Origin of the sequence: Streptomyces termitum (assembly GCF_014650175.1) — a bacterium.
GTDB lineage: Bacteria > Actinomycetota > Actinomycetes > Streptomycetales > Streptomycetaceae > Streptomyces > Streptomyces termitum.
In genome coordinates, this window is sequence record NZ_BMUL01000007.1 from 216,442 (window position 1) to 236,798 (window position 20,357).

At 76.2% G+C, this 20,357-nt stretch carries 20 protein-coding genes; 9 read left to right on the forward strand and 11 right to left on the reverse strand.

The window, feature by feature from the left end; translation table 11 throughout:
• The first annotated feature begins 146 nt into the window (after window positions 1-146).
• Window positions 147-1,439, forward strand: a complete 1,293-nt coding sequence (locus tag IE219_RS15905) for a DUF6986 family protein (RefSeq protein ID WP_189977717.1) — start codon at window positions 147-149, stop codon at window positions 1,437-1,439.
• Window positions 1,440-1,541: 102 nt separating this feature from the next.
• The gene (locus IE219_RS15910) at window positions 1,542-3,419 is read left to right on the forward strand and encodes a serine/threonine-protein kinase (RefSeq protein ID WP_189977719.1); all 1,878 of its coding nucleotides are present in this window, start codon (window positions 1,542-1,544) and stop codon (window positions 3,417-3,419) included.
• Window positions 3,420-3,436: 17 nt separating this feature from the next.
• Here IE219_RS15910 and IE219_RS15915 read toward each other — a convergent pair whose 3' ends face one another.
• A complete protein-coding gene (locus tag IE219_RS15915; protein ID WP_189978020.1) occupies window positions 3,437-4,447 on the reverse strand; it encodes a LacI family DNA-binding transcriptional regulator in 1,011 nt (336 codons plus the stop codon).
• A gap of 352 nt (window positions 4,448-4,799) precedes the next feature.
• Here IE219_RS15915 and IE219_RS15920 point away from each other — a divergent pair, with 352 nt between their 5' ends.
• Together IE219_RS15920 and IE219_RS15925 are read left to right on the forward strand one after the other, a co-directional pair.
• Window positions 4,800-5,756 carry an ROK family protein gene (locus tag IE219_RS15920; RefSeq protein ID WP_189977721.1) on the forward strand — a complete coding sequence of 319 codons (957 nt, stop codon included), beginning with the start codon at window positions 4,800-4,802 and terminating at the stop codon, window positions 5,754-5,756.
• 236 nt (window positions 5,757-5,992) lie between these two features.
• Window positions 5,993-7,030, forward strand: a complete 1,038-nt coding sequence (locus IE219_RS15925; protein ID WP_189977723.1) for an NUDIX hydrolase — start codon at window positions 5,993-5,995, stop codon at window positions 7,028-7,030.
• 35 nt (window positions 7,031-7,065) lie between these two features.
• On the opposite strand, the gene IE219_RS15930 is transcribed toward IE219_RS15925, so the two are convergent.
• Together IE219_RS15930 and IE219_RS15935 are read right to left on the reverse strand one after the other, a co-directional pair.
• Window positions 7,066-7,794 (reverse strand): MBL fold metallo-hydrolase, encoded by a 729-nt coding sequence (locus IE219_RS15930; protein WP_373298840.1) that lies wholly within the window; start codon window positions 7,792-7,794, stop codon window positions 7,066-7,068.
• Window positions 7,795-7,892: 98 nt separating this feature from the next.
• On the reverse strand, window positions 7,893-9,260 hold the full coding sequence (locus IE219_RS15935) for a dipeptidase (protein WP_189977725.1): 1,368 nt from the start codon (window positions 9,258-9,260) through the stop codon (window positions 7,893-7,895).
• A gap of 349 nt (window positions 9,261-9,609) precedes the next feature.
• Between IE219_RS15935 and IE219_RS15940 the strand changes: the two genes are divergently transcribed.
• Entirely contained in the window at window positions 9,610-10,980 is a 1,371-nt protein-coding gene (locus IE219_RS15940) for a geranylgeranyl reductase family protein (RefSeq protein ID WP_229849799.1), read from the forward strand.
• Between the two features lie 97 nt (window positions 10,981-11,077).
• On the opposite strand, the gene IE219_RS15945 is transcribed toward IE219_RS15940, so the two are convergent.
• A complete protein-coding gene (locus IE219_RS15945; RefSeq protein WP_189977734.1) occupies window positions 11,078-11,542 on the reverse strand; it encodes a nitroreductase family deazaflavin-dependent oxidoreductase in 465 nt (154 codons plus the stop codon).
• A 217-nt stretch (window positions 11,543-11,759) separates the two neighbouring features.
• Between IE219_RS15945 and IE219_RS15950 the strand changes: the two genes are divergently transcribed.
• Window positions 11,760-12,470 carry a TetR/AcrR family transcriptional regulator gene (locus IE219_RS15950; RefSeq protein ID WP_189977750.1) on the forward strand — a complete coding sequence of 237 codons (711 nt, stop codon included), beginning with the start codon at window positions 11,760-11,762 and terminating at the stop codon, window positions 12,468-12,470.
• A 78-nt stretch (window positions 12,471-12,548) separates the two neighbouring features.
• On the opposite strand, the gene IE219_RS15955 is transcribed toward IE219_RS15950, so the two are convergent.
• On the reverse strand, window positions 12,549-13,331 hold the full coding sequence (locus IE219_RS15955; RefSeq protein WP_189978026.1) for a maleylpyruvate isomerase family mycothiol-dependent enzyme: 783 nt from the start codon (window positions 13,329-13,331) through the stop codon (window positions 12,549-12,551).
• Between the two features lie 98 nt (window positions 13,332-13,429).
• Here IE219_RS15955 and IE219_RS15960 point away from each other — a divergent pair, with 98 nt between their 5' ends.
• Window positions 13,430-14,656 carry an ROK family protein gene (locus IE219_RS15960; protein WP_189977752.1) on the forward strand — a complete coding sequence of 409 codons (1,227 nt, stop codon included), beginning with the start codon at window positions 13,430-13,432 and terminating at the stop codon, window positions 14,654-14,656.
• A 15-nt stretch (window positions 14,657-14,671) separates the two neighbouring features.
• Here the strand turns inward: IE219_RS15960 and IE219_RS15965 are convergent, their stop codons facing one another.
• On the reverse strand, window positions 14,672-15,022 hold the full coding sequence (locus tag IE219_RS15965) for a hypothetical protein (RefSeq protein WP_189977754.1): 351 nt from the start codon (window positions 15,020-15,022) through the stop codon (window positions 14,672-14,674).
• A 126-nt stretch (window positions 15,023-15,148) separates the two neighbouring features.
• Here IE219_RS15965 and IE219_RS15970 point away from each other — a divergent pair, with 126 nt between their 5' ends.
• Window positions 15,149-15,922 carry an SAM-dependent methyltransferase gene (locus IE219_RS15970; RefSeq protein ID WP_189977756.1) on the forward strand — a complete coding sequence of 258 codons (774 nt, stop codon included), beginning with the start codon at window positions 15,149-15,151 and terminating at the stop codon, window positions 15,920-15,922.
• A 34-nt stretch (window positions 15,923-15,956) separates the two neighbouring features.
• On the opposite strand, the gene IE219_RS15975 is transcribed toward IE219_RS15970, so the two are convergent.
• Together IE219_RS15975 and IE219_RS15980 are read right to left on the reverse strand one after the other, a co-directional pair.
• Window positions 15,957-16,544 carry an ATP-binding protein gene (locus tag IE219_RS15975; protein ID WP_189977758.1) on the reverse strand — a complete coding sequence of 196 codons (588 nt, stop codon included), beginning with the start codon at window positions 16,542-16,544 and terminating at the stop codon, window positions 15,957-15,959.
• 325 nt (window positions 16,545-16,869) lie between these two features.
• Window positions 16,870-17,187 carry a hypothetical protein gene (locus tag IE219_RS15980; RefSeq protein ID WP_189977760.1) on the reverse strand — a complete coding sequence of 106 codons (318 nt, stop codon included), beginning with the start codon at window positions 17,185-17,187 and terminating at the stop codon, window positions 16,870-16,872.
• 198 nt (window positions 17,188-17,385) lie between these two features.
• Between IE219_RS15980 and IE219_RS15985 the strand changes: the two genes are divergently transcribed.
• Window positions 17,386-18,513 (forward strand): PLP-dependent cysteine synthase family protein, encoded by a 1,128-nt coding sequence (locus IE219_RS15985; protein ID WP_189977762.1) that lies wholly within the window; start codon window positions 17,386-17,388, stop codon window positions 18,511-18,513.
• Here the strand turns inward: IE219_RS15985 and IE219_RS15990 are convergent.
• From IE219_RS15990 to IE219_RS16000, 3 genes are read right to left on the reverse strand one after another with little or no spacing between them, the layout of a single operon-like run.
• On the reverse strand, window positions 18,473-18,973 hold the full coding sequence (locus IE219_RS15990) for an SRPBCC family protein (protein WP_189977764.1): 501 nt from the start codon (window positions 18,971-18,973) through the stop codon (window positions 18,473-18,475). The two genes, IE219_RS15985 and IE219_RS15990, sit on opposite strands and share 41 nt — an antisense overlap.
• A 55-nt stretch (window positions 18,974-19,028) precedes the next feature.
• Window positions 19,029-19,508, reverse strand: a complete 480-nt coding sequence (locus IE219_RS15995; protein ID WP_189977766.1) for an SRPBCC family protein — start codon at window positions 19,506-19,508, stop codon at window positions 19,029-19,031.
• On the reverse strand, window positions 19,505-20,323 hold the full coding sequence (locus IE219_RS16000) for a DeoR/GlpR family DNA-binding transcription regulator (RefSeq protein ID WP_189977768.1): 819 nt from the start codon (window positions 20,321-20,323) through the stop codon (window positions 19,505-19,507). The genes IE219_RS15995 and IE219_RS16000 overlap by 4 nt, the downstream gene beginning before the upstream one ends.
• Window positions 20,324-20,357: the final 34 nt, after the last annotated feature.

Consider the following 20,357-nt stretch of genomic DNA (forward strand, 5'->3'; position numbering starts at 1 on the left):
CTTTTGCAGGTCCGGGGGCCGCACGGCGAGTTTCGCCGTGCGGCCCCCGGCCGTTTCGGTCAACCATTGACGCGGGCCCGGGAGCCTATTAACTTCGCTATGCGGATTGTTGATTCCGTGAAGCGGAAAATAGGAGGGAACAGGGAATGGGTCAGCAGGAGAAGGTGTCGACGAGCCTCGCCGGCGCGGTCAGCGAGGGCATCAGCTCCTCCCTCGCCGCGGTGGACGCCGAGCTCGACCGCCGCTACCCGGGCGACCCCGGCACCCGCCAGCCCGTCCACACCGTCTACGTGCCGGGCAACCTCTTCGACGCGGACACCGTCCGCTCCTGGGGCGACCGGGCGCTCGCCGCCCTCGACGAGCACGCCCCCGACGCGGCCTCCTTCGCCGCCGTCCTCGGCCTCTCCGACGACCTCGCCGAGGACGTGTACGGCCGCGTCCGCGCCAAGCTGGAGCGCGAGCCGATCGAGGACCTGCGCGTCGACTTCGAGGACGGCTACGCCGGCGCCGACGAGGACCAGGACGCCGCCCGCGCCGCCCGCCTGATCAACGAGGCGTACGCCGCGGGCACCGCCGCCCCCTACACGGGCATCCGGATGAAGTGCATGGAGGCCGCCGTCCGCGACCGCGGCATCCGCACCACCGACGTCTTCCTCACCGGCCTCCTGGAGAGCGGCGGCCTGCCCGACGGCCTCGTCCTCACCCTCCCCAAGGTCACCTACCCCGAGCAGGTCACCGCCTTCGTCCGGCTCCTCGAAGCCTTCGAGAAGGCCCACGGCCTCGACGCCGGCCGGCTCGGCTTCGAGATCCAGATCGAGACCAGCCAGTCCATCCTCGGCGCCGACGGCACCGCCACCGTCGCCCGCATGATCGACGCCGCCGAGGGCCGCGCCACCGGCCTCCACTACGGCACCTTCGACTACAGCGCCTGCCTCGGCGTCTCCGCCGCCTACCAGGCCAGCGACCACCCCGCCGCCGACCACGCCAAGGCGATCATGCAGGTGGCCGCCGCCGGCACCGGCGTCCGGGTCTCCGACGGCTCCACCAACGTCCTCCCGGTCGGCTCCACCGCCCACGTCCACGAGGCGTGGAAGCTGCACTACGGCCTGACCCGCCGCGCCCTGTCCCGCGCCTACTACCAGGGCTGGGACATGCACCCGGGCCACATCCCCACCCGGTACGCCGCCGTGTTCGCCTTCTACCGCGAGGGCTTCGAGGCCGCCGCCAAGCGCCTCTCCGCCTACGCCAACCACGCCGGCGGCGACGTCATGGACGAGCCCGCCACCGCCAAGGCGCTCTCCTCCTACCTGCTGCGCGGCCTCCAGTGCGGCGCCCTCGACACCGCCGAGGTCGACGCCCTCACCGGCATGACCCGCGCGGCCCTGGAGCGCTTCGCGGCCCCGCGCCGCGGCGACCTCACGGCCACCGCCGAGCGCTGACCTCACCGGAGCCGCCGCGACTGATCGGCAAACGGTCACTTTTCCGCCAACTGCCCCGTACTCTTGTCGAGTTCACATGATCGACAGGGGAACGGGGCAGCGGTGTCTTCGGGGGAGAACGAGCGGCTCGCGGGCCGCTACAGAGTCGTGCGCGCACTCGGGCGCGGCGGCATGGGCGTGGTCTGGCACGCCGTCGACGAGGTCCTCGGCCGCGAGGTGGCCGTCAAGGAACTCCGCACCTACACGGACACCGCCGCGGACGAACTCGCCGACCTGCGGCTGCGGATGACCCGCGAGGCGCGGGCCGCTGCCCGGGTCCGCCACCCCGGGGTGGTCGCCGTCCACGACGTCACCGAGCACGAGGGCCGCCCGGTCATCGTCATGGAGCTCGTCGACGGCCCCTCGCTCGACGACGTCCTCAAGGAACGCGGCGCCCTGGAGCCCCGGGAGGCCGCCCGGATCGGCGCCGGGGTGCTGGAAGCGCTGGCCGCCGCCCACGACGCCGGGGTGCTGCACCGGGACGTCAAGCCCGGCAACATCCTCCTCGACCGCTCGGGCCGCACCGTCCTCACCGACTTCGGCATCGCGGCCATGGAGGACCCGGGCGACGGTTCGGCCACCCGCCTCACCCGCAGCGGCGAGATCATCGGCTCGCTCGACTTCCTCGCCCCCGAGCGGGCCCGGGGCGGCGACCCGGCCCCGGCGGCGGACGTCTGGGCGGTGGGCGCCACCCTGTACGCGGCGGTCGAGGGCTCCTCGCCCTTCCGCCGCACCTCGACCTGGTCCACCCTCGCGGCCATCGTCACCGACCCGCTGCCGGAGCCGCGCCGGGCGGGCCCGCTCGCCCCGGTCCTGCTCCGCCTCCTCGACAAGGACCCCGCCGCCCGCCCGGACGCCCGCGCGGCGGCCCGGCTCCTGGCGGAGGTCGCGGAGGGAAACGATCCGGCACCCGTACCGCGGGCCGCCGTTCCGGCGCCGGTCCCGGAGCCCGCCCCCGTACCCGTACCCGATCCGCGTCTTCCCGGCGGAGCCTTCGGGGCTCCGGCGGGGGCTCCGGCGGGGGTGCGGGCCGGTGCTCCGGGCGGGGAGCCGGGGGCCGGGTTCGGGCCGCCGCTGGAGGTGCCGGGGCCTGAAGCGGCGGTCACGGCCCCGGCCGGGCGGCGGGCCGGCCGCCGGGGCGGACCGGCGGCGCGGGGACGGCGGACGCGGGCGCTCGTCGCCGCCTCGGCCGCCGCCGTCCTGCTGGCCGGCGGCGGGATCACGTACGCCCTCATGGACCGGGCCGACACCGCGCGGGCCGCCGGGGAGCGGACCGGCGGTGGCACGGGCGGCACGGCGGCGGACCCCGGGCAGGTCCTCGACCCCGGTAGCGGTGCCGGTACGGGTACGGGCTCCGCGCCGCCCGGTGCCGCGCCCTCCGCCACCGGCCCGGACGGTTCGGCCGCCCCGACCGGCGCCGGGAAGGACGCGGGCGCGGCCGGGGGCCCCGGCGACGGCGGAGCCCGTACGGCGGGCGGCCCGTCCGGCACCGCGACGGCGTCCGGCGGCGCTGCCGGGGGCGGCACCCGGCCGGGCGCCGGCACGGCCGCCCCGGGCGGTTCGGGGACGGGCTCCGGCGGCACCGGGAGCGGCGCGACCGCGCCCGCCGGGGGCGCCACCACCGAAGCGCCCGCGCCGGCCACCCAGGCCCCGCCCCCGCCCGGCGGCTGCTCGCCGGCCGGTTCGGGGGCCTCCTGCCAGGTGGTGCGCTCCGCCACGACGGTCCGCCACGACGGCGGCGAGATGGGCACCGTCGGCGCCGGGCCGCACACCTTCTTCTGCCAGGTGGACCTCGACCACGGCGAGTCGTACGGCGGCGTCAGCAGCCGCTGGTTCGCCCGCACCGACGACGACAGCGGCAACACCAACGTCTACCTGAGCGTGCTCCACCTGCGCGGCGGGGCGTCCGGCGGACCGGTCGACGGCCTGCGGGTCTGCTGAGGGAGGGAAGCGGGCCGTCAGGGGGACGGGGGCGGGGTCTCGCCCGAGCCGCGGGCGAGGAGCCGGGTCCCGATGACCACGTGCCGGGGCGGCTCCGCCGTTCCGGCCAGCCGCCGGAAGAGGTGCTCGGCCGCGGTCCGGCCGAGCGCCGCCGGGTCCTGGGCGATCACGGTGAGGCCCAGGACGTCGCCGAGCTCGACGTCGTCGAAGCCGACCAGCGCGACGGGGGCGACCGGGGCCCTGCCGCCGCCGGAGGCGGTCCGCGCGGCGAGCACCCGGACGGCGGTGACGGTGACCCGGTTGTTGCCGGTGAACAGCGCCGTCACCGGCTCCGGCCCGGAGAGCATCGCGGTGACCGCCGCCGTCACCCGCTCCGGGTCCGTGGACCCCGGCGCCACCCACCGCTCGTCGACCGGCAGCCCCGCGTCCTCCATCGCTGCCCGGTAGCCGCGCAGCCGCTCCGCCGCCGTGTGGACGGCGGGCCGGTCGCCGACGAAGCCGATCCGCCGGTGCCCGTGGGCGATGAGGTGCGCCACCCCGTCCCGGGCCCCGCCGAAGCTGTCCGACAGCACGGTGTCCGCGTCGATCAGACCGGCCGGCCGGTCGGCGAAGACGGTGGCCACGCCCGCCCGCATCTCCGGCTCCAGGTAGCGGTGGTCGTCCCCGGCGGGGATGACGACGAGCCCGTCGACCCGGCGCGCGCAGAGCGCCAGCGCCAGTTCCTGCTCGCGCTCCGGGTCCCGGGCGCTGGAGCCGTTGATCAGCAGCGTGCCGTGCGCGCGGGCGACCTCCTCCACGGCCCGGCCTATCTGCCCGTAGAACGGGTCGGCCAGGTCCTCCAGGACAAGACCGATAGTCGCCGTCCGGCCCTTGCGGAGCACCCGCGCGCTGTCGTTGCGGCGGAAGCCGAGGGCGTCGATGGCCTCGCGGACCCGCCGCTCGGTGCCGGAGGTCACCCCCGGCTCGCCGTTGACGACCCGGGAGACCGTCTTGAGGCCGACGCCCGCCCGGGCGGCGACGTCCTTCATCGTGGGCCGGTTGCCGTATCGGGGTTCGGAGGTGAGGGGCTCGGCCACGGTGCGGGGTTCCTCCGTCGGTCCTGGGCGGTCGGGGGCGGGCACCCCACCGCGATTCGAACGTGTGTAGCGGGTCCGAGCATAGGGCCTGGACAACGTTGTCCAGCCGAGGTGGAGAGAACGGCCGGGGACATGGCCGAAGGACGGGCGCGCGCACCCGGGGAGGTGGTAAAGGCGTGGCTGGGGGAGGGGCCGGACCGGAGGAGGGGGAGGAAGCCGGGGCGGGGACACGGCCGGAGGGGGAAGGAAGACGGGGCGGGGATACGGCCGGAGGGGCCGCGCCGCCCCGTGAGAACCTACGTGCATGCTCACCGCACCCGGACCCGTACCTTCCGTCACCACCCCCGGCCCGGTCGTCGCGCTCGACATCGGCGGCACCAAGATCGCCGGAGCGCTGGTCGACGCGGCGGGCGGCATCCTGGCCCGGTCCCGGCGGCCCACCCCGGCCCGGGAGGACGCGGAGACGGTACTGGGGGCGGTCGAGGCCGTCCTCGCCGACCTGGCCGCCTCCCCGCTCTGGTCCGCCGCCGGGGCCGTGGGCATCGGCAGCGCGGGGCCGGTCGACGCGGTCAGGGGCACGGTCAGTCCGGTCAACGTGCCGGGCTGGCGCGACTTCCCGCTGGTCGAGCGGGTGCGGCGGCTCACCGGCGGCCGTCCGGTCAGCCTCGTCGGCGACGGCGTCGCCATGACCGCCGCCGAACACTGGCTCGGCGCCGCCCGGGGCCACGACAACGCCCTCTGCCTGGTCGTCTCGACCGGGGTCGGCGGCGGCCTCGTCCTCGGCGGCCGCCTCCATCCGGGCCCCACCGGCAACGCCGGTCACATCGGCCACCTCAGCGTGGACCTCGCCGGGGACCCCTGCGCCTGCGGCGGCCGGGGCTGCGTCGAACGGCTCGCCGCCGGCCCGCACCTCGCCCGCCACGCCCTCGACGGCGGCTGGCGCCCCGGCCCCGACGGCGACGCCTCGGCCGCCGCCGTGGCCCGCGCCGCCGGGGCCGGCCACCCGGCGGCGCTCGCCGCCTTCGAGCGGGCCGCCCGCGCCCTCGCGGCCGGGATCGCCGCCACCGCGCACCTGGTCGAGATCGACGTCGCCGTGGTCGGCGGGGGAGTCGCGGGCGCCGGGGAGGTCCTCTTCGCCCCGCTCCGCCGCGCCCTCGCCGACTACGCCACGCTCTCCTTCGCCCGCGGCCTGACGGTCGTCCCGGCCGCCACCGGCACGGACGCGGGCCTGCTCGGCGCCGCCGCGGCGGCCCGCGCCTGACCCACCCCGTCCCGTACGCCCGCCCCGTCCCGTACGCCTGCCCGCCCCGTCCCGTACGCCCGGCCCGTCCCGTACGCCCGGCCGGTCCGCCCCGGACGCCCGTTCGGCGTGCTTCGGGCGTGCTTCGGGAGGCCCGCACGCTCCCGTGCGGGAACACCGGCCCGGACGTGCGTTCGTGGTTTTCGTGGCAGGGTGTTGCGGGCAAGCCACAGGGGGCTACCGATGAGGGGGGAATCGTGATCGTCTGGATCAACGGGGCGTTCGGCGCGGGAAAGTCCAGCACCGCGCGCGAACTGGTCGGACTGATCCCGCACAGCACGCTGTACGACCCCGAGACCACCGGCGGGCACCTGCGCCGGCTGCTGCCCGCCGAGCGGCTCGCCGAGGTCGACGACTACCAGGACCTGCCGATCTGGCGGCGGCTCGTGGTGGACACCGCGGCCGCCCTGCACACCGAGGTCGGCGGCGTGCTCGTGGTCCCGATGACCCTGCTCCGGCAGGAGTACCGGGACGAGATCTTCGGCGGCCTCGCCGCCCGCAGGATCGATGTCCGGCACGTCCTCCTGGCACCGGGGGAAACGATCCTGCGGTCGCGGATCGACGGCCGCGCCGACTACGGGGACCCCGCCGTCGACGCCGACGTCCGCCGCTGGTGCCACGCCCACGTCGAGCCGTACCGCACCGCCGCCGCGGGCTGGCTCGGCGCCGACGCCCACACCGTGGACACCTCGGACCTCACCGTCGCCGAGACCGCCCGGACCGTCGCCGACGCGGTCCTGGGCGGGCTCGCCACGCCCTGCGGGATCGTCCAGACCCCCGAGCCGACCGGCGAGACCCTCGCCGCCGGAGTCCTCCTCTTCGACGAGGAGGACCGCTTCCTGCTCGTCGACCCCACCTACAAGCCCGGCTGGGAGTTCCCCGGCGGCGTCGTCGAACCCGGCGAACCGCCCGCCCGCGCCGGGATGCGCGAGGTCGCCGAGGAGGTGGGGCTCGAACTCGCCACCGTGCCCCGGCTGCTCCTCGTCGACTGGGAGAAGCCCCGGCCCCCCGGCTTCGGCGGGCTGCGGCTCCTCTTCGACGGCGGCCGGCTCACCCCCGGGGACGCGGCCCGGCTCCGGCTGCCCGGCGCCGAACTGCGCGCCTGGCGGTTCGTCACCGAGGAGGAGGCCGCCGACCTCCTCCCGCCGGTCCGCTACGACCGCCTCCGCTGGGCCCTGCGCGCCCGCGAACGGGGCACGGTGCTCAACCTGGAGGCGGGCGTCCCGGTCGGCTGACCCCCGGTGGCGCCGGGGCCTCCGCCGGACAGGCCCTAGCCGAGCCCGGTGCCCCCGGCCGCCGCCCGCTCCAGCAGCTCCGCCGCGTTCTGCGTCACCGGCGCGCCGTGCCCGCAGCACAGCACCGAGGGGCGCAGGGCGGCGAACCGGCGCATCGAGGCGAGCGCGAGCGCACGGTCCACGTGGAAGACCCCGAGGGTCACCCCCTGGACCGCGGCCACGGTGTCCCCGGCGAACAGCACGCCGTGCCGGGGCAGATGGATCCCCATGGATCCCGGGGTGTGCCCGGGGGCGTGGACCGCGACGGCCCCGTCCCCGAAGCCCAGCTCCTCGCCGTCCGCGACCTCCCGGTCCACCCGGGTCGGCGGCGCCTCCGGCACGGTCAGCCCGTGCTCCCACAGCGGCAGCTCCCAGTCGAGGAGGTCCGGTGCGGGGACGGGCAGTTCGCCGCGCACGTACGGCGCGTCGAGCCGGTGGGCGACGATCTCGGCGCCGTGCCGGGCGGCCAGCTCGCCCGCCGCGCCCACGTGGTCGCGGTGGCAGTGGGTGAGGACGATCCGGGCCAGCCGGGACGGGTCCTCGCCCGCGGCCCGTATCGCCGCCTCGGTCCGGTCCGCGGACCCGGCCCAGCCGGCGTCCACCAGGGTCAGTTCGGCGGTGGGGCCGGCGCCGTCCCGCCACAGGTAGGACTGGCCGACGAAGTGGTCGAGGAGGTGCAGCCGGGGCGTCACCGGGACGGCTTCCAGGGAGGTCGTGGGTTCCATGCAGCGAACCTACGGACCGGACCGGCCCCGCCGCCCGCTTCTACGCTCTCGGCGAGCTTCGCCCGGAGCGGAACGCCCCGGGCGGGGCCCGCCGGGTGTCAGTTCTCCGCGCCGGCCGCGTAGTAGGAGAGGAACAGCGCCTCGGCGACCGACAGCCGCTCCAGCTCCTCGGGGGAGACCGACTCGTTGACGGCGTGGATCCGCGCGTCCGGCTCGCTCAGGCCGATGAGCAGGATCTCCGCCTCCGGGTAGAGGGTGGCGAGCGTGTTGCACAGCGGGATCGAGCCGCCCATGCCGGCCGCCTGCATCTCCTGGCCGGGGTACGCCACCCGCATCGCCTTCGCCATCGAGGCGTACGCCGGGCTGGCGGTGTCCGCCTGGAACGGCTGGCCCTGGCCGACCTGCTCCAGCGTCACGCGCGCGTTCCACGGCGTGTGCTTCTCGATGTGGGCGAACAGCAGCTTCGTCGCCTCGGCCGCGTCCTGGCCGGGCGGCACCCGCAGGCTGATCTGCGCGCGGGCGCTGCGCGGGATCGACGGGGTGGCGCCGGCCACCGGGTGGCAGTCGATGCCGACGACGGTGACGGCCGGACGGGCCCAGATCCGGTCGGCGACCGTGCCCGAGCCCGGCAGGTCCACGCCCGGCAGCACCTTGGCGTCGGCGCGGAAGTCCTCCTCCGGGTACTGAAGGCCCTCCCACACGGCGTCGTGCGGCAGGCCGTCGATCACCGTGGAGCCGTCCTCGGCTCGCAGCGAGTCGAGCACCCGGACGAGCGCGGCGAGCGCGTCGGGGGCGGCGCCGCCGAACTGGCCCGAGTGGAGGTTGCCCTCCAGGGTGTCGACCGTCACCCGGATCATCGTCATGCCGCGCAGGGTGGCGGTCACGGTCGGCAGGCCGACCCGGAAGTTGCCCGCGTCGCCGATCACGATGGTGTCGGCGGCCAGCACCTCCGGGTGCTCCTCGGCGTACCGCTCCAGGCCGCCGGTGCCCTGCTCCTCCGAGCCCTCGACGATCATCTTGACCGTCACCGGCACGCCGCCGTCGGCCTTGAGCGCGCGCAGCGCCAGCAGGTGCAGGATGAAACCGCCCTTGCAGTCGGCGGCGCCGCGCCCGTACCAGCGGCCGTCCTCGCGCTCGGTCAGGGTGAAGGGCGGGGTCAGCCAGGCCGACTCGTCCAGCTTGGGCTGGACGTCGTAGTGGGCGTAGAGCAGAACCGTCGGAGCGCCCGCCGGGCCGGGCAGCACGCCGTAGACCGACTGCGTACCGTCGGGGGTGTCGAGCAGCGCCACGTCCTGGAAGTCCTCGGCGCGCAGCGCGTCGGCGACCCAGTTCGCGGCGCCCTCGCACTCGCTGCGGGGGGCGACGGCCTCGTCCGCGACCGACTCGAAGGCCACCAGCTCGGCCAGCTCGGCCTTGGCCCGCGGCATCAGGGACCGGACGGTGTCGGCGATCGGATTCGGCGTCATGGGCACGCTCCTCGTGGGTGCGACGTTCAGATGAGAGGGGAGCGAACGGCGTATCGGGTGGTACGTCGTTCGCACCGCCGATCCTACGACCGGGCCGTGGCCTACCGAGCCGTAGGATGCGGGAAGCAGACGCCGGTCGGATCAGGAGCAGAAGCACATCGTGAGCAGCGAGCACGCAGAGAACGCCGGTCCGGAGTCCACCGAGCCGCTCGTGCCCGGTGCGTCCCCCGCGGCGGACGCGCCGTCGGGCGCGGACGCGGGCGGCGGGGCGGACCCGGACGGACCCGCGGACACCGCCCCGGAGAGCGCCTCCGCCACGCCGGAGGAGGCCGCGGGGGAGCGGCCCGAGGTGTGGGACGTGGTGGTCGTCGGCGCCGGCCCGGCGGGCGCGTCGGCGGCGTACGCGGCGGCCGTCGCGGGCCGCCGGGTGCTGCTCCTGGAGAAGGCCGAGCTGCCCCGCTACAAGACCTGCGGCGGCGGCATCATCGGCCCCTCCCGGGACTCCCTGCCGCCCGGCTTCGAGCTTCCCCTCCAGGACCGGGTGCACGCCGTCACCTTCTCCCTCGAAGGCCGCTTCGCCCGCACCCGCCGCTCGCGCCGCATGCTCTTCGGGCTCGTCAACCGGCCCGAGTTCGACGCCCGGCTCGTCGAGCACGCCCAGAAGGCGGGCGCCCAGCTGCGCACCGGCGCGGCGGTCTCCCGGGTGGAGCAGCACGGCCCGGCCGTGCCGGACCGCCGGACGGTCGCCGTGGTCCTCGCCGACGGCGAGACGGTCCTCGCGCGGGCCGTGGTCGGCGCGGACGGCAGCGCCGGCCGGATAGGGGCGCACGTCGGGGTGCGGATGGGCCAGGTCGACCTGGGCCTGGAGGCCGAGATCCCGGTGCCGCCGTCGGTGGCGGAGGACTGGAAGGGCCGCGTCCTCATCGACTGGGGCCCGATGCCCGGCAGTTACGGCTGGGTCTTCCCCAAGGGCGACACGCTGACGGTCGGCGTCATCTCGGCGCGCGGCGAGGGCGCGGCGACCAAGCGGTACCTGGAGGACTTCGTCGCCCGCCTCGGCCTCGCCGGCTTCGAGCCCTCGATCTCCTCGGGCCACCTCACCCGCTGCCGCACCGACGACTCGCCGCTCTCCCGCGGCCGGGTCCTGGTCTGCGGCGACGCGGCGGGCCTGCTGGAGCCGTGGACCCGAGAGGGCATCTCGTACGCGCTCCGCTCCGGCCGGCTCGCCGGCGAGTGGGCGGTGCGGGTCGCGGAGGCCGCCGACGCGGTGGACGCCCGCCGCCAGGCGCTGAACTACGCGTTCGCCATCAAGGCCGGGCTCGGCGTGGAGATGGCGGTCGGCCGGCGGATGCTGTCCGTCTTCGAGCGGCGGCCGGGGCTGCTGCACGCGGTGATCACCGGGGTGCGGCCGGCCTGGAAGGCGTTCGCGGACATCACCCGGGGCGCGGCCACCCTGGGCGGCATGGTCCGCTCCAACGGGCTGGCCCGGCGGGCGCTGGAACTGCTCGACAAGCGCATGGACACGGAGTCGGGCGTCGGCCCGGCCGGCCGGGGCGTGAGCCGCGGGGACGAGGACGAGTCCGGTACGGGCGAGGACGCGGGTACGGGCGCGGCCGTGAGCGCGGGCGCGGAGACCGGCGCCGGTGACGGAGCCGGTGGCGACGCGGCCGGGGGCGGTGCCGGTTCCGGTGCCGTGCCGAAGGAGCCGGAGGCGTCCTGACGCGGGAGGACGGGTCCCGGGGGCGGTGCCGGCGCGGTGCCGCCCGGCGGTGACGGGGCGGGTGCGGGACCGGGGGGACCCGGAGCCGTACCCGCCCTCACGCGTCCGGGGCGGCCGTGATGCGGAAGACCGGGTGCTTGGGGGCGATGGCGCGCAGCTCCTCGTCGGCGGAGTCCGGGCCGACCCCGGCGAAGAAGACGCCGACCTCGGCCTTCCAGCGCTTGAGGTAGGCGCGCAGCACGTCCACCTTGTCGTCGTCCGCGACCTCGGTGGCGGCGAACGGTTCGACCCGCTTGCCGAGGTGCAGCTCGCCGCCGCCGACCGCCCGCATGTTGCGGGTCCACTGGACGTGGCCGCGCGGGGCGACGAGGTAGCGCTCGCCGTCGAGGGTGAGCACGTTGACCGGGGTGGTGCGCCAGGCGCCGCTCTTGCGGCCCCGGACGGCGAGGATCCGCGAGCCCCAGACGCTGAGGCCCCGGCGGGTCAGCCAGGCGACGGAGCGGTTGAGGACGTTGACGGTGAACCAGCCGGGCTTGACGACGTGGGTGGCGGCGGCGGACATGACGGTCTCCTCGGTGATCCGGTGCGGGTGAACGGGTGGGGGCGGTCCGGCGTGGGGGTCCGGTGCGAGCGGTCCGGTGCGAGCGGTTTGCGTGAGCACTGCTCTCGCTTGAGAACAGTCTGCACGGATCGGTGCACACAAGCAAGAGCGATGCTCTCTTTTTGGTTCGCCGATCCGAAATGAGTGCGGCGCTTCCTTCCGTGGCAGACTGCTCTCCATGACCACCGTTCAAGGAGCCCGCGCCCGCGCCCGGATCGAGATCACCGCCGCCATCAAGGACGAGGCCCGCCGGCAGCTCGCCGCCGAGGGCGCCGCCAAGCTCTCGCTGCGCGCCGTCGCCCGCGAGCTCGGCATGGTCTCCTCCGCGCTCTACCGCTACTTCCCCAGCCGGGACGACCTGCTGACCGCGCTCATCATCGACGCGTACGACACCGTCGGCGCCGCCGCCGAACGGGCCCACGCCGCCGCCGTCCGCGCCGACCCCCGCGACCACCTCGCGCACTGGGTCGCCGTCTGCCGGGCCGTCCGCGCCTGGGCCATCGCCCACCCGCACGAGTACGCCCTCATCTACGGCTCCCCGGTGCCCGGCTACACCGCGCCGCAGGACACCGTCGTCCCGGCCGCCCGGGTCGCCCTGCTCCTCGTGGCGACCGCCCGGGAGGCGTACCGGGACGAGGGCGTCGCGCTGCCGCCGCTCCCGGACGACCTGGCGCCGGAGGCCGAGCGGCTCGCCGCCGACCTGGCGCCCGACCTGCCGCCGGCCCTGGCCGTCGCCCTGGTCTTCGCCTGGGCGCAGCTCTTCGGCCTGGTCTCCTTCGAGGTCTTCGGCCAGTTCAACCGGGTCGTCGAGGACCGGGACGCCTTCTTCGCCACCGCCGCCGAACGCCTCGGCCGCGAGGCCGGCATCACACCCCGGCCCCGCGCCTGACCTCCCCGCGCCTTTTCTCCTGGCGTCCGGCCGTCCCGTACCTGCCCTTCCTCCCCCTCGTCCGCCTCGTCCCCCGGGTCAGACCGCCGACAGCTCATGCCACAGCCGCAGCGGTTCCGGGTCGCCCGTCGTGGTGAGGGCGGAGGCGGGCAGCCGGTTCCACAGCGCCAGGTACAGCGTCCCGGCGGGCGCGGCCGCCTCGGCGTCGACCGGGGCCAGGAGGCCCGTACCGCCCGTGCCCGCCGCGCCGTCCGTCGCGCCGCCCGCCGGGTGGTGCTCCGTGGCGGGCGGCAGCTCCGAGAGCCGTACGGTCCAGGCGTCCCCGGTGTCGGTCGCCCGGAAGCGGAGCGTGCGCGGCTCGGGGGCGCGGACCCGGCTGCGGTCGCGGGCGTGGAAACCGGCCAGCAGCTCGCTGACGCCGTCGGCCGCGAAGCCGGGCGCGACCGGCGCCGGCCCGGCCCCGAGCGTCGCCTCGGCGTCCACCCGGTGCACGGCCGTCTCGTGCGCCTGCCGCCGCGCCCAGAACACGAGCGGCGACGTCGCGGGCAGGAAGGTCCACACGTCGAGGTCCTCCGGCGCCGCGCGCAGGGCCTCGACCAGCGCGGCGTGGCCCTCCCGGTAGTGGGCGATCAGCGCTTCGCCGTCCAGACCGGTCTCGCCGTCCCCCTCCTGGTACGAGGCGTGCCGCTCGACCACGTGCTTCGCCGCCCAGCGGTGGATCATCGCGGTGTGCCGCAGCAGGTCCCGCACCCGCCACCCCGGGCAGGTCGGCACCTCCGCGTCCACGCCCGCCCGGGCGGCCGCCTCCGCCAGCCCCAGGCCGGCCTCCTCCAGCGCGCCGACGTACTCCGAGACCTTCATGACCGCCCCGTTCCCGGTGTTCCCCGTGTCCGTTTCCATGCCCGGATTCTGGCACCGGGGGTCCGGTCCGCGGGCCCGATCGTGGGAGACTCGGGCGCATGAACGGCAAGGCGACGACGACGCGTACTCGGCTGGACAGGGGACGCGGGGCGCTCGGCCCCGCGCTGGAGCTGGTGCACACCGGGCGGGCGCCGACGCGGGCCGTCCTCACCGCCGAACTGGGCGTCACCCGCGCCACCGCCGGAGCCGTCGCCGCCGAACTGGAGGCCCTCGGGCTCATCCGGGTCGACTCCAACCCCGGGGCCGCCGCCGGCTCCCAGGGCCGTCCCTCGCACCGGCTCGCCGTCGACGAGCGGGGGCCGGTGGTGCTCGCCGGCCAGGTCCACCCCGACGGGTTCCGGGCCGCGCTGATCGGCCTCGGCGGCACCCTCGTCGCGACCGTGCCCGGTTCGGTGACGGTCTCGGCCGACCCGGCGCAGGTCCTGGGCGCGGTCGTGGAGGCCGGGGCCGCGCTGCTGCGGGAGACCGGGCGCCGCTGCGTGGGCGCGGGCCTCGCCGTGCCCTCCGCCGTCGCCGAGCCGGAGGGGACCGCGCTCAACCCGCTCCACCTGGCCTGGCCCGCCGGTTCGCCGGTCCGCGAGATCTTCGCCGAACGGGTCCGGGCGGCCGGCATCGAGGGCCCCGCCTTCACCGGCAACGACGTGAACCTCGCCGCGCTGGCCGAGCACCGGCACGGTGCCGGGCGCGGCGCCCGCGACCTGCTCTGCGTGGCCACCGGGCACCGGGGCGTCGGCGGCGCGCTCGTCCTCGACGGGCGGCTGCACACCGGGAGTTCGGGCCTCGCCCTGGAGGTCGGCCACCTCACGGTCAACCCGGAGGGGCGGCCCTGCCACTGCGGCGGCCGGGGCTGCCTCGACGTCGAGACCGACCCGCTGGCCTTCCTCACGGTCGCCGGCCGGGAGCCGGGCCCGGAGGTGTCGCTGCTCCAGCAGGCCCGCGACCTGCTGCGGACCGCGCCGGACGACCCCGGGGTGCGCGGGGCGGTGGAGGAGCTGATCGACCGGCTCGGCCTCGGGCTCGCGGGCCTGGTGAACATCCTCAACCCGGACCGCATCATCCTCGGCGGCCTCCACCGCGAACTGCTGGGGGCCGATCCGGAGCGGCTGCGCGCGGTCGTCGCCGACCGCAGCCTGTGGGGCCGCAGCGGCGGGGTGCCGATCCTGCCGTGCACCCTGGACCACAACAGCCTGGTCGGCGCGGCCGAACTCGCCTGGCAGCCGGTCCTCGACGACCCCCTGACCGCCGTCGGCGGCGCCCCCGTCTGACCCGGCGCGCCCCGCTCAGGGCCGCCGGGCCTCCAGCTCCGCCGCCCGCGCCCGGAGCGCGGTGGCGCGCCCGTCCCAGTCGGGCCCGTGCAGCCAGAGGCTGTCCGCGGCCTCCCGCAGCAGCTCCGGCTCGTCGGGGCGCTGGAGCAGCAGGAGCCGGTAGGCGAGGTTGCGGACGCGGACCGGGAGGTGGCCGTCGACCAGGTGCGGGGTCAGCTCGCGCAGCATCGCGAGGAGGGCGTCGGGGTCCGCGAAGGTCAGCTCCTCCAGGAACGACGCCTCGTCGTGGCCCCGGTCGCAGGGCGGCGTCGGCCGGTACTCGTCGCCGTAGACGCAGCGCGCGTGCTCGGTCAGGGTCGTGTGCACGACAGCCGATGGTACGGGGCCGTCCGCGGCCCGCCGCCGGGAGCTCGGCCCGCCTCCACAACCCGGGGCGGAGGGCGGGAAAAAAGCGGTGGGCGCGGTCCGTTCCGGCCGGTAGCGTCGCCGCACATGATCGCTTCCGACGCAGACCTTCCGCCCCGTCTGGGCGCCCTCACCTTCCACGGCCCGCTCTCCGAGGAGCGGGCCGCGCGCCTCGTCCGGCGGATCGCCGCCACCGGCCCCGCCGACGTCCTCGACATCGGCTGCGGCTGGGGCGAGCTCCTGCTCCGCGTCCTCGACGCGGTGCCCGGGGCCACCGGCACCGGCCTCGACATCGAGGCCGGGGACCTGGCCCGGGGCCGGGCGCTCGCCGAGGAGCGGGGGCTCGGGGACCGCGCCGTCTTCGCCGAGGAGTCGGCGCGCGGCACGGCGCGGGGGCCGGTGGACGCGATCCTCTGCCTCGGCGCCAGTCAGGCCCTCTGCGACCCGGAGCTGCCGCACGACCCGGCGCGGGCGCTGCGCGAGCTGCGCCGGCTGGTCCGGCCCGGGGGCGTGGTGGTGCTCGGGGAGGGCTTCTGGGAGCGGACCCCGACCGAGGAGGAGCTGGCCGGGATGTGGCCGGGCGCGCGCGTCGGCGACCACTTCCCGCTGGGCGGGCTCGTCGACCTCGCGATCGGGGCGGGGTTCCGGCCGGTCTGGATCGAGACGGCGGGGCGGGAGGAGTGGGAGGAGTTCGAGTCCGGCTACCGGTACGACGCGGAGCTGTGGCTCGCGGCCCGTCCGGACCATCCGCTGGCGGCCGAGACCCGGGAGCGCGTCGACCGGCAGCGGTCGAGCTGGCTGAACGGCTACCGCAACGTCCTCGGCATCGCCTACCTGACCCTGGTCGCCACGGCGGAGTGAACCACCGGGCGGCCCCGGCTCCCGCGCTCCCGCCTCAGAGGGCGCGCGGGCCGCTCGCGGCGAGCGCCGGGGCGGCGGCGGGGAGCGCGAAGGGCGCGTCCGCGAGGGGGCTGTACGAGACGATCGGCTCCAGCGGCACGAGGGCGTCGAACCCGGCCTCGACGCCGGTGGCCGCCGGATCGAGGGCGCGCGGCGGCGCGGTCAGGGTGAACCAGACGACCTTGCCGTCGGCGCCGCGCGGGCGCACGCCCCAACTGTCGCTGAGCGCCCCGACGATGGCGAGGCCCCGGCCGGAGGTGGCGAGCGCGTCCGGCCCGGCCGCCTCGTCCCACAGGTCCTCGGCGCCGGTCTCCGACGCCACGGGTATCCGGGGGTCGTGGTCCCGGACCGACACGGTCAGCCGGTCGAGGAACAGCTCCAGTTCGACCGTGCACTCCTTGTCGGGGCGCGCGTGGCGGTGCACGTTGCTCAGAAGCTCGGTCACGCCCAGTTGGACGGGGTCGACCAAGTCGTCGAGATGCCAGTGGCGCAGATGGGCGGAAACGATTCTGCGGATCTGTCCGATCCGTTGCGGAAGGGCGTGGAGCTCCACCGCGTAATACCTGCTCGGCTCGCTGATCACGGCTGCGACTCCCCGAAGTAGTCCTGAAGAAGACGGAGATTCGGATCTGTCATGCGGTACAGCAGGCGGCGCACTGAGCGCAGTGTCACCGCCGGTGAACCCTCGGTGAGGTTCCTCCAGCGTGGACCAGCCGTCACCACCCCGCAACCCGCGGCGAGCCCTCGCAGGTCAGCGGTGGTGGGGCGGGGCGACCCGGAGGTCGTACGGCTTCGGGGGAGGGGAGTCGCCGACCGGGGGAAGCCGCCGTCCGGGGGAGGCTCCGGGGGCGCGGGCGCCGTGCGGCGGGAGCCGCCGGCGGGCGGTCCGGAGCCCGCGCGCCGTCGGGTCAGCGGCCGCCCGCCGCCCGGCGGAGGGCGGCGAGGAAGCGGCCCGCCTCCTCGGCGTCCCGGTCGTCGTCCTCCCCGGCGGCGTCCATGGTGAGCCGGTAGCGGGTGCCGTTCACCTTCGCCACCGTCTCGTCCCCCTTCGCGAACCACGGCCGGCCCGCCCGCACCGCCCGGACCGGCGCGCTGTCGATCTCGGAGCCGTAACTCGTCAGCAGGGCGAGCCTGCCGTCCTCGATGCGCACCTCCCCGGCGCGGGTCAGCGAGCGCGGCCACCGCGCGATCCGTACGCCCCTGGCGCTGAACTCCGGTTCCGACATGCCGATCCGCCCCTTCCGTCCGCAGTCCTCCCCTCAGTGTGCCAAGCCGTCGGCGCGGGCACCAGCAGCCGTCGCGCATCCGTTCCCCAAGGCGTTCCTATGGACCGTCAAAGGGAACGTTTGCCCAGGTGAGAGCGGTATCGTCGGGGGTGGGAAGCCCGGTGGACCCGCCCGGGCGGCACAGCGAGGAGACAACCCGTGAGCACCACCCCCGGCACCGCGCACGCCCAGACCACCGTCGACGTCGACCGCAGCGACCCGGCCTACCGCGCCTGGCTGAAGGAAGCGGTCCGCAAGGTCCAGGCCGACGCCAACCGCTCCGCCGACACCCACCTCCTGCGCTTCCCGCTCCCCGAGAAGTGGGGCATCGACCTGTACCTCAAGGACGAGTCCACCCACCCCACCGGCAGCCTCAAACACCGCCTGGCCCGCTCCCTCTTCCTCTACGCGCTCTGCAACGGCCGGCTCCGCCCCGGCAAGCCCGTCATCGAGGCGTCCAGCGGCTCGACGGCCGTCTCCGAGGCGTACTTCGCCAAGCTCGTCGGCCTCCCCTTCATCGCCGTGATGCCCCGCACCACCAGCCCCGAGAAGTGCCGGCTCATCGAATTCCACGGCGGGCAGTGTCACTTCGTCGACGACCCGCGCCGCATGTACGAGGAGTCCGCCGCGCTCGCCGAGCGCACCGGCGGCCACTACATGGACCAGTTCACCTACGCCGAGCGGGCCACCGACTGGCGCGGCAACAACAACATCGCCGAATCGATCTACCAGCAGCTGCGGATGGAGCGGTACCCCGAACCGGCCTGGATCGTCGCCACCGCCGGCACCGGCGGCACCTCGGCCACCATCGCCCGCTACGTCCACTACACCCAGCAGGACACCCGGGTCTGCGTCGCCGACCCGGAGAACTCCTGCTTCTTCGACGGCTGGGTGCACCACGACCCCGGCGCCACCTCCGACTGCGGCTCCCGCATCGAGGGCATCGGCCGCCCCCGGATGGAGCCCAGCTTCGTGCCCGGCGCCATCGACCGCATGATGAAGGTCCCCGACGCGGCCAGCGTCGCCGCCGTCCGCGCCCTGGAGACCGCGATCGGCCGCAAGGCGGGCGGCTCCACCGGCACCGGCCTGTGGAGCGCCCTCAAGATCGTCGCCGAGATGGTCGAGCAGGAGCGCACCGGCAGCGTCGTCACCCTCCTCTGCGACCCCGGCGAGCGCTACCTCGACAAGTACTACTCCGACGCCTGGCTGGCCGAACAGGGCCTCGACATCACGCCGTACGCCGCCGCTATCGAGCGCTTCCTGGCGACGGGCGCCTGGCCGGCGTGAGCCGCCGGTCCAGCAGGGCCGCGGCCCGCCGGAAGGACAGGCCCAGGCCCGGCGAGGCGAGCCGCAGCCCGGCCCGGAAGGCCGCCGGGCCGTCGGCCGCCATGGTCCAGCGCAGCCGGGTGCCGGAGCCCTCCGGGCGCAGCGTCCACTCCTCCGCCAGTGCCGTCACGGCCGGCGCGTTGGTGGCGTCCACCCGGTAGGCGTAGCGCAGGTCCGGCTCGGCCGCCAGGATCGTCTCCTCGAAGCGGACGCCGCCGCGCAGCCGTATCGTGCGCCGCGCCCCGTCGTCGACGGGCACGGCCGAGGCGACCGGGGTGAACCAGGCGGGCAGGCTGCCCACCTCCACCGCGATCGACCGGTAGACCGCCGGGGGCGGCGCTTCGAGCCTCGCCCCGAAGACGAGGCGGACGGGTGCGGTGGCGGTGAAGCCGAGCTCCACCGGCCGCAGTCGGCGTGGCATGGACCGGACCTCCCGGGGGCAGACCGCGTGGGTGAGCACCTTAACTGACACCGCGTCAGTACGAAAGCCCGTTCGAGGGCGGCCCGTTGCCGGAACCGCCCCCGCGCAGCAGGCCGTCCAGCGCCCGGCCGAAGACCACCCGGCCCGCCCGCGCCAGCAGCGGACCGCACACCCCCGGCACGCCCCGTACCGACAGCTCCTCCGTCCACACCACCCGCGACCCGCCCGCGGCCCCCGCCGCCACCTCGATCTCCGCCCAGCCGCGCACCGCCCGCCCCCGCTTCTCCAGCCGGCAGACCCCCGCCCGGCCCTCCCGCGGCGGCTCCCAGCGCACCACCTCCATTGAGTCCTCGAAACCCACCGGCCCCACCCCGGTCCGCGCCGCGAACCGCGTCCCGACCCCGTTCGGCCCCGGCGTGAGCACCGTCGTACGGGTCAGCGGCACCCGGCGGCCGTGCGCCGGCCAGTCGGTGAGCCGCCGCCACACCTCCTCCGGCGGCGCCGCCGCCACCCGCACCACCCGGAACCGGCTCACGCCCCCGGCCCGTTCGCCACGACCAGCCCCGGCACGTGCTCCGCCGCCTCGGCCCGCACCTCCCCGGACATCCCCCCGTCCGTCACCCAGGTGTCCACCTCGGCCAGCGTCCCGAACGAACTCAGCCCCACCGTCCCCCACTTGGTGTGGTCCGCGACCACCACCACCCGGCGCGCCGACCGGATCAGGCACTGGTTCGTCTCCGCCTCCGCGAGGTTCGGCGTCGACAGCCCCGCCTCCACCGACAGACCGTGCACCCCCAGGAACAGCAGGTCGAAGTGGAGCGAGCGGATCGCCCGGTCCGCCACCGGCCCCACCAGCGCGTCCGACGGCGTGCGCACCCCGCCCGTCAGCACCACCACCGGCGCCCGCCGCGCGTCCCCCGCCGCCGGCCGCGCCTCGTGGAAGACGTCCGCCACCCGCACCGAGTTCGTCACCACCGTCAGGTCCGGCACGTCGAGCAGCCGCCGCGCCAGCGCGTACGTCGTCGTCCCGCCCGACAGCGCCACCGCCGCCCCCGGCCGCACCAGCTCCGCCGCCGCCCGCGCGATCCCGTCCTTCGCGCCCGGCTCCAGCACCGACTTCGCCTCGAACCCCGGCTCGTGCGTGCTCGGCTCCGACACCGGCACCGCCCCGCCGTGCACCTTCGCCACCAGGCCCTGCCGGGCCAGCGCGTCCAGGTCCCGCCGGACCGTCATGTCCGAGACGCCCAGCCGCCGGGTCAGCTCGTTGACCCGCACGCCGCCGCGCCGCCGCACCTCGTCGAGGATCAGGGCGCGACGCTGCTCCGCGAGGAGGTTCTGATTGTCACTCACCGCCGGGGCCGGTCCTTCCGCAGGAGACATGGGG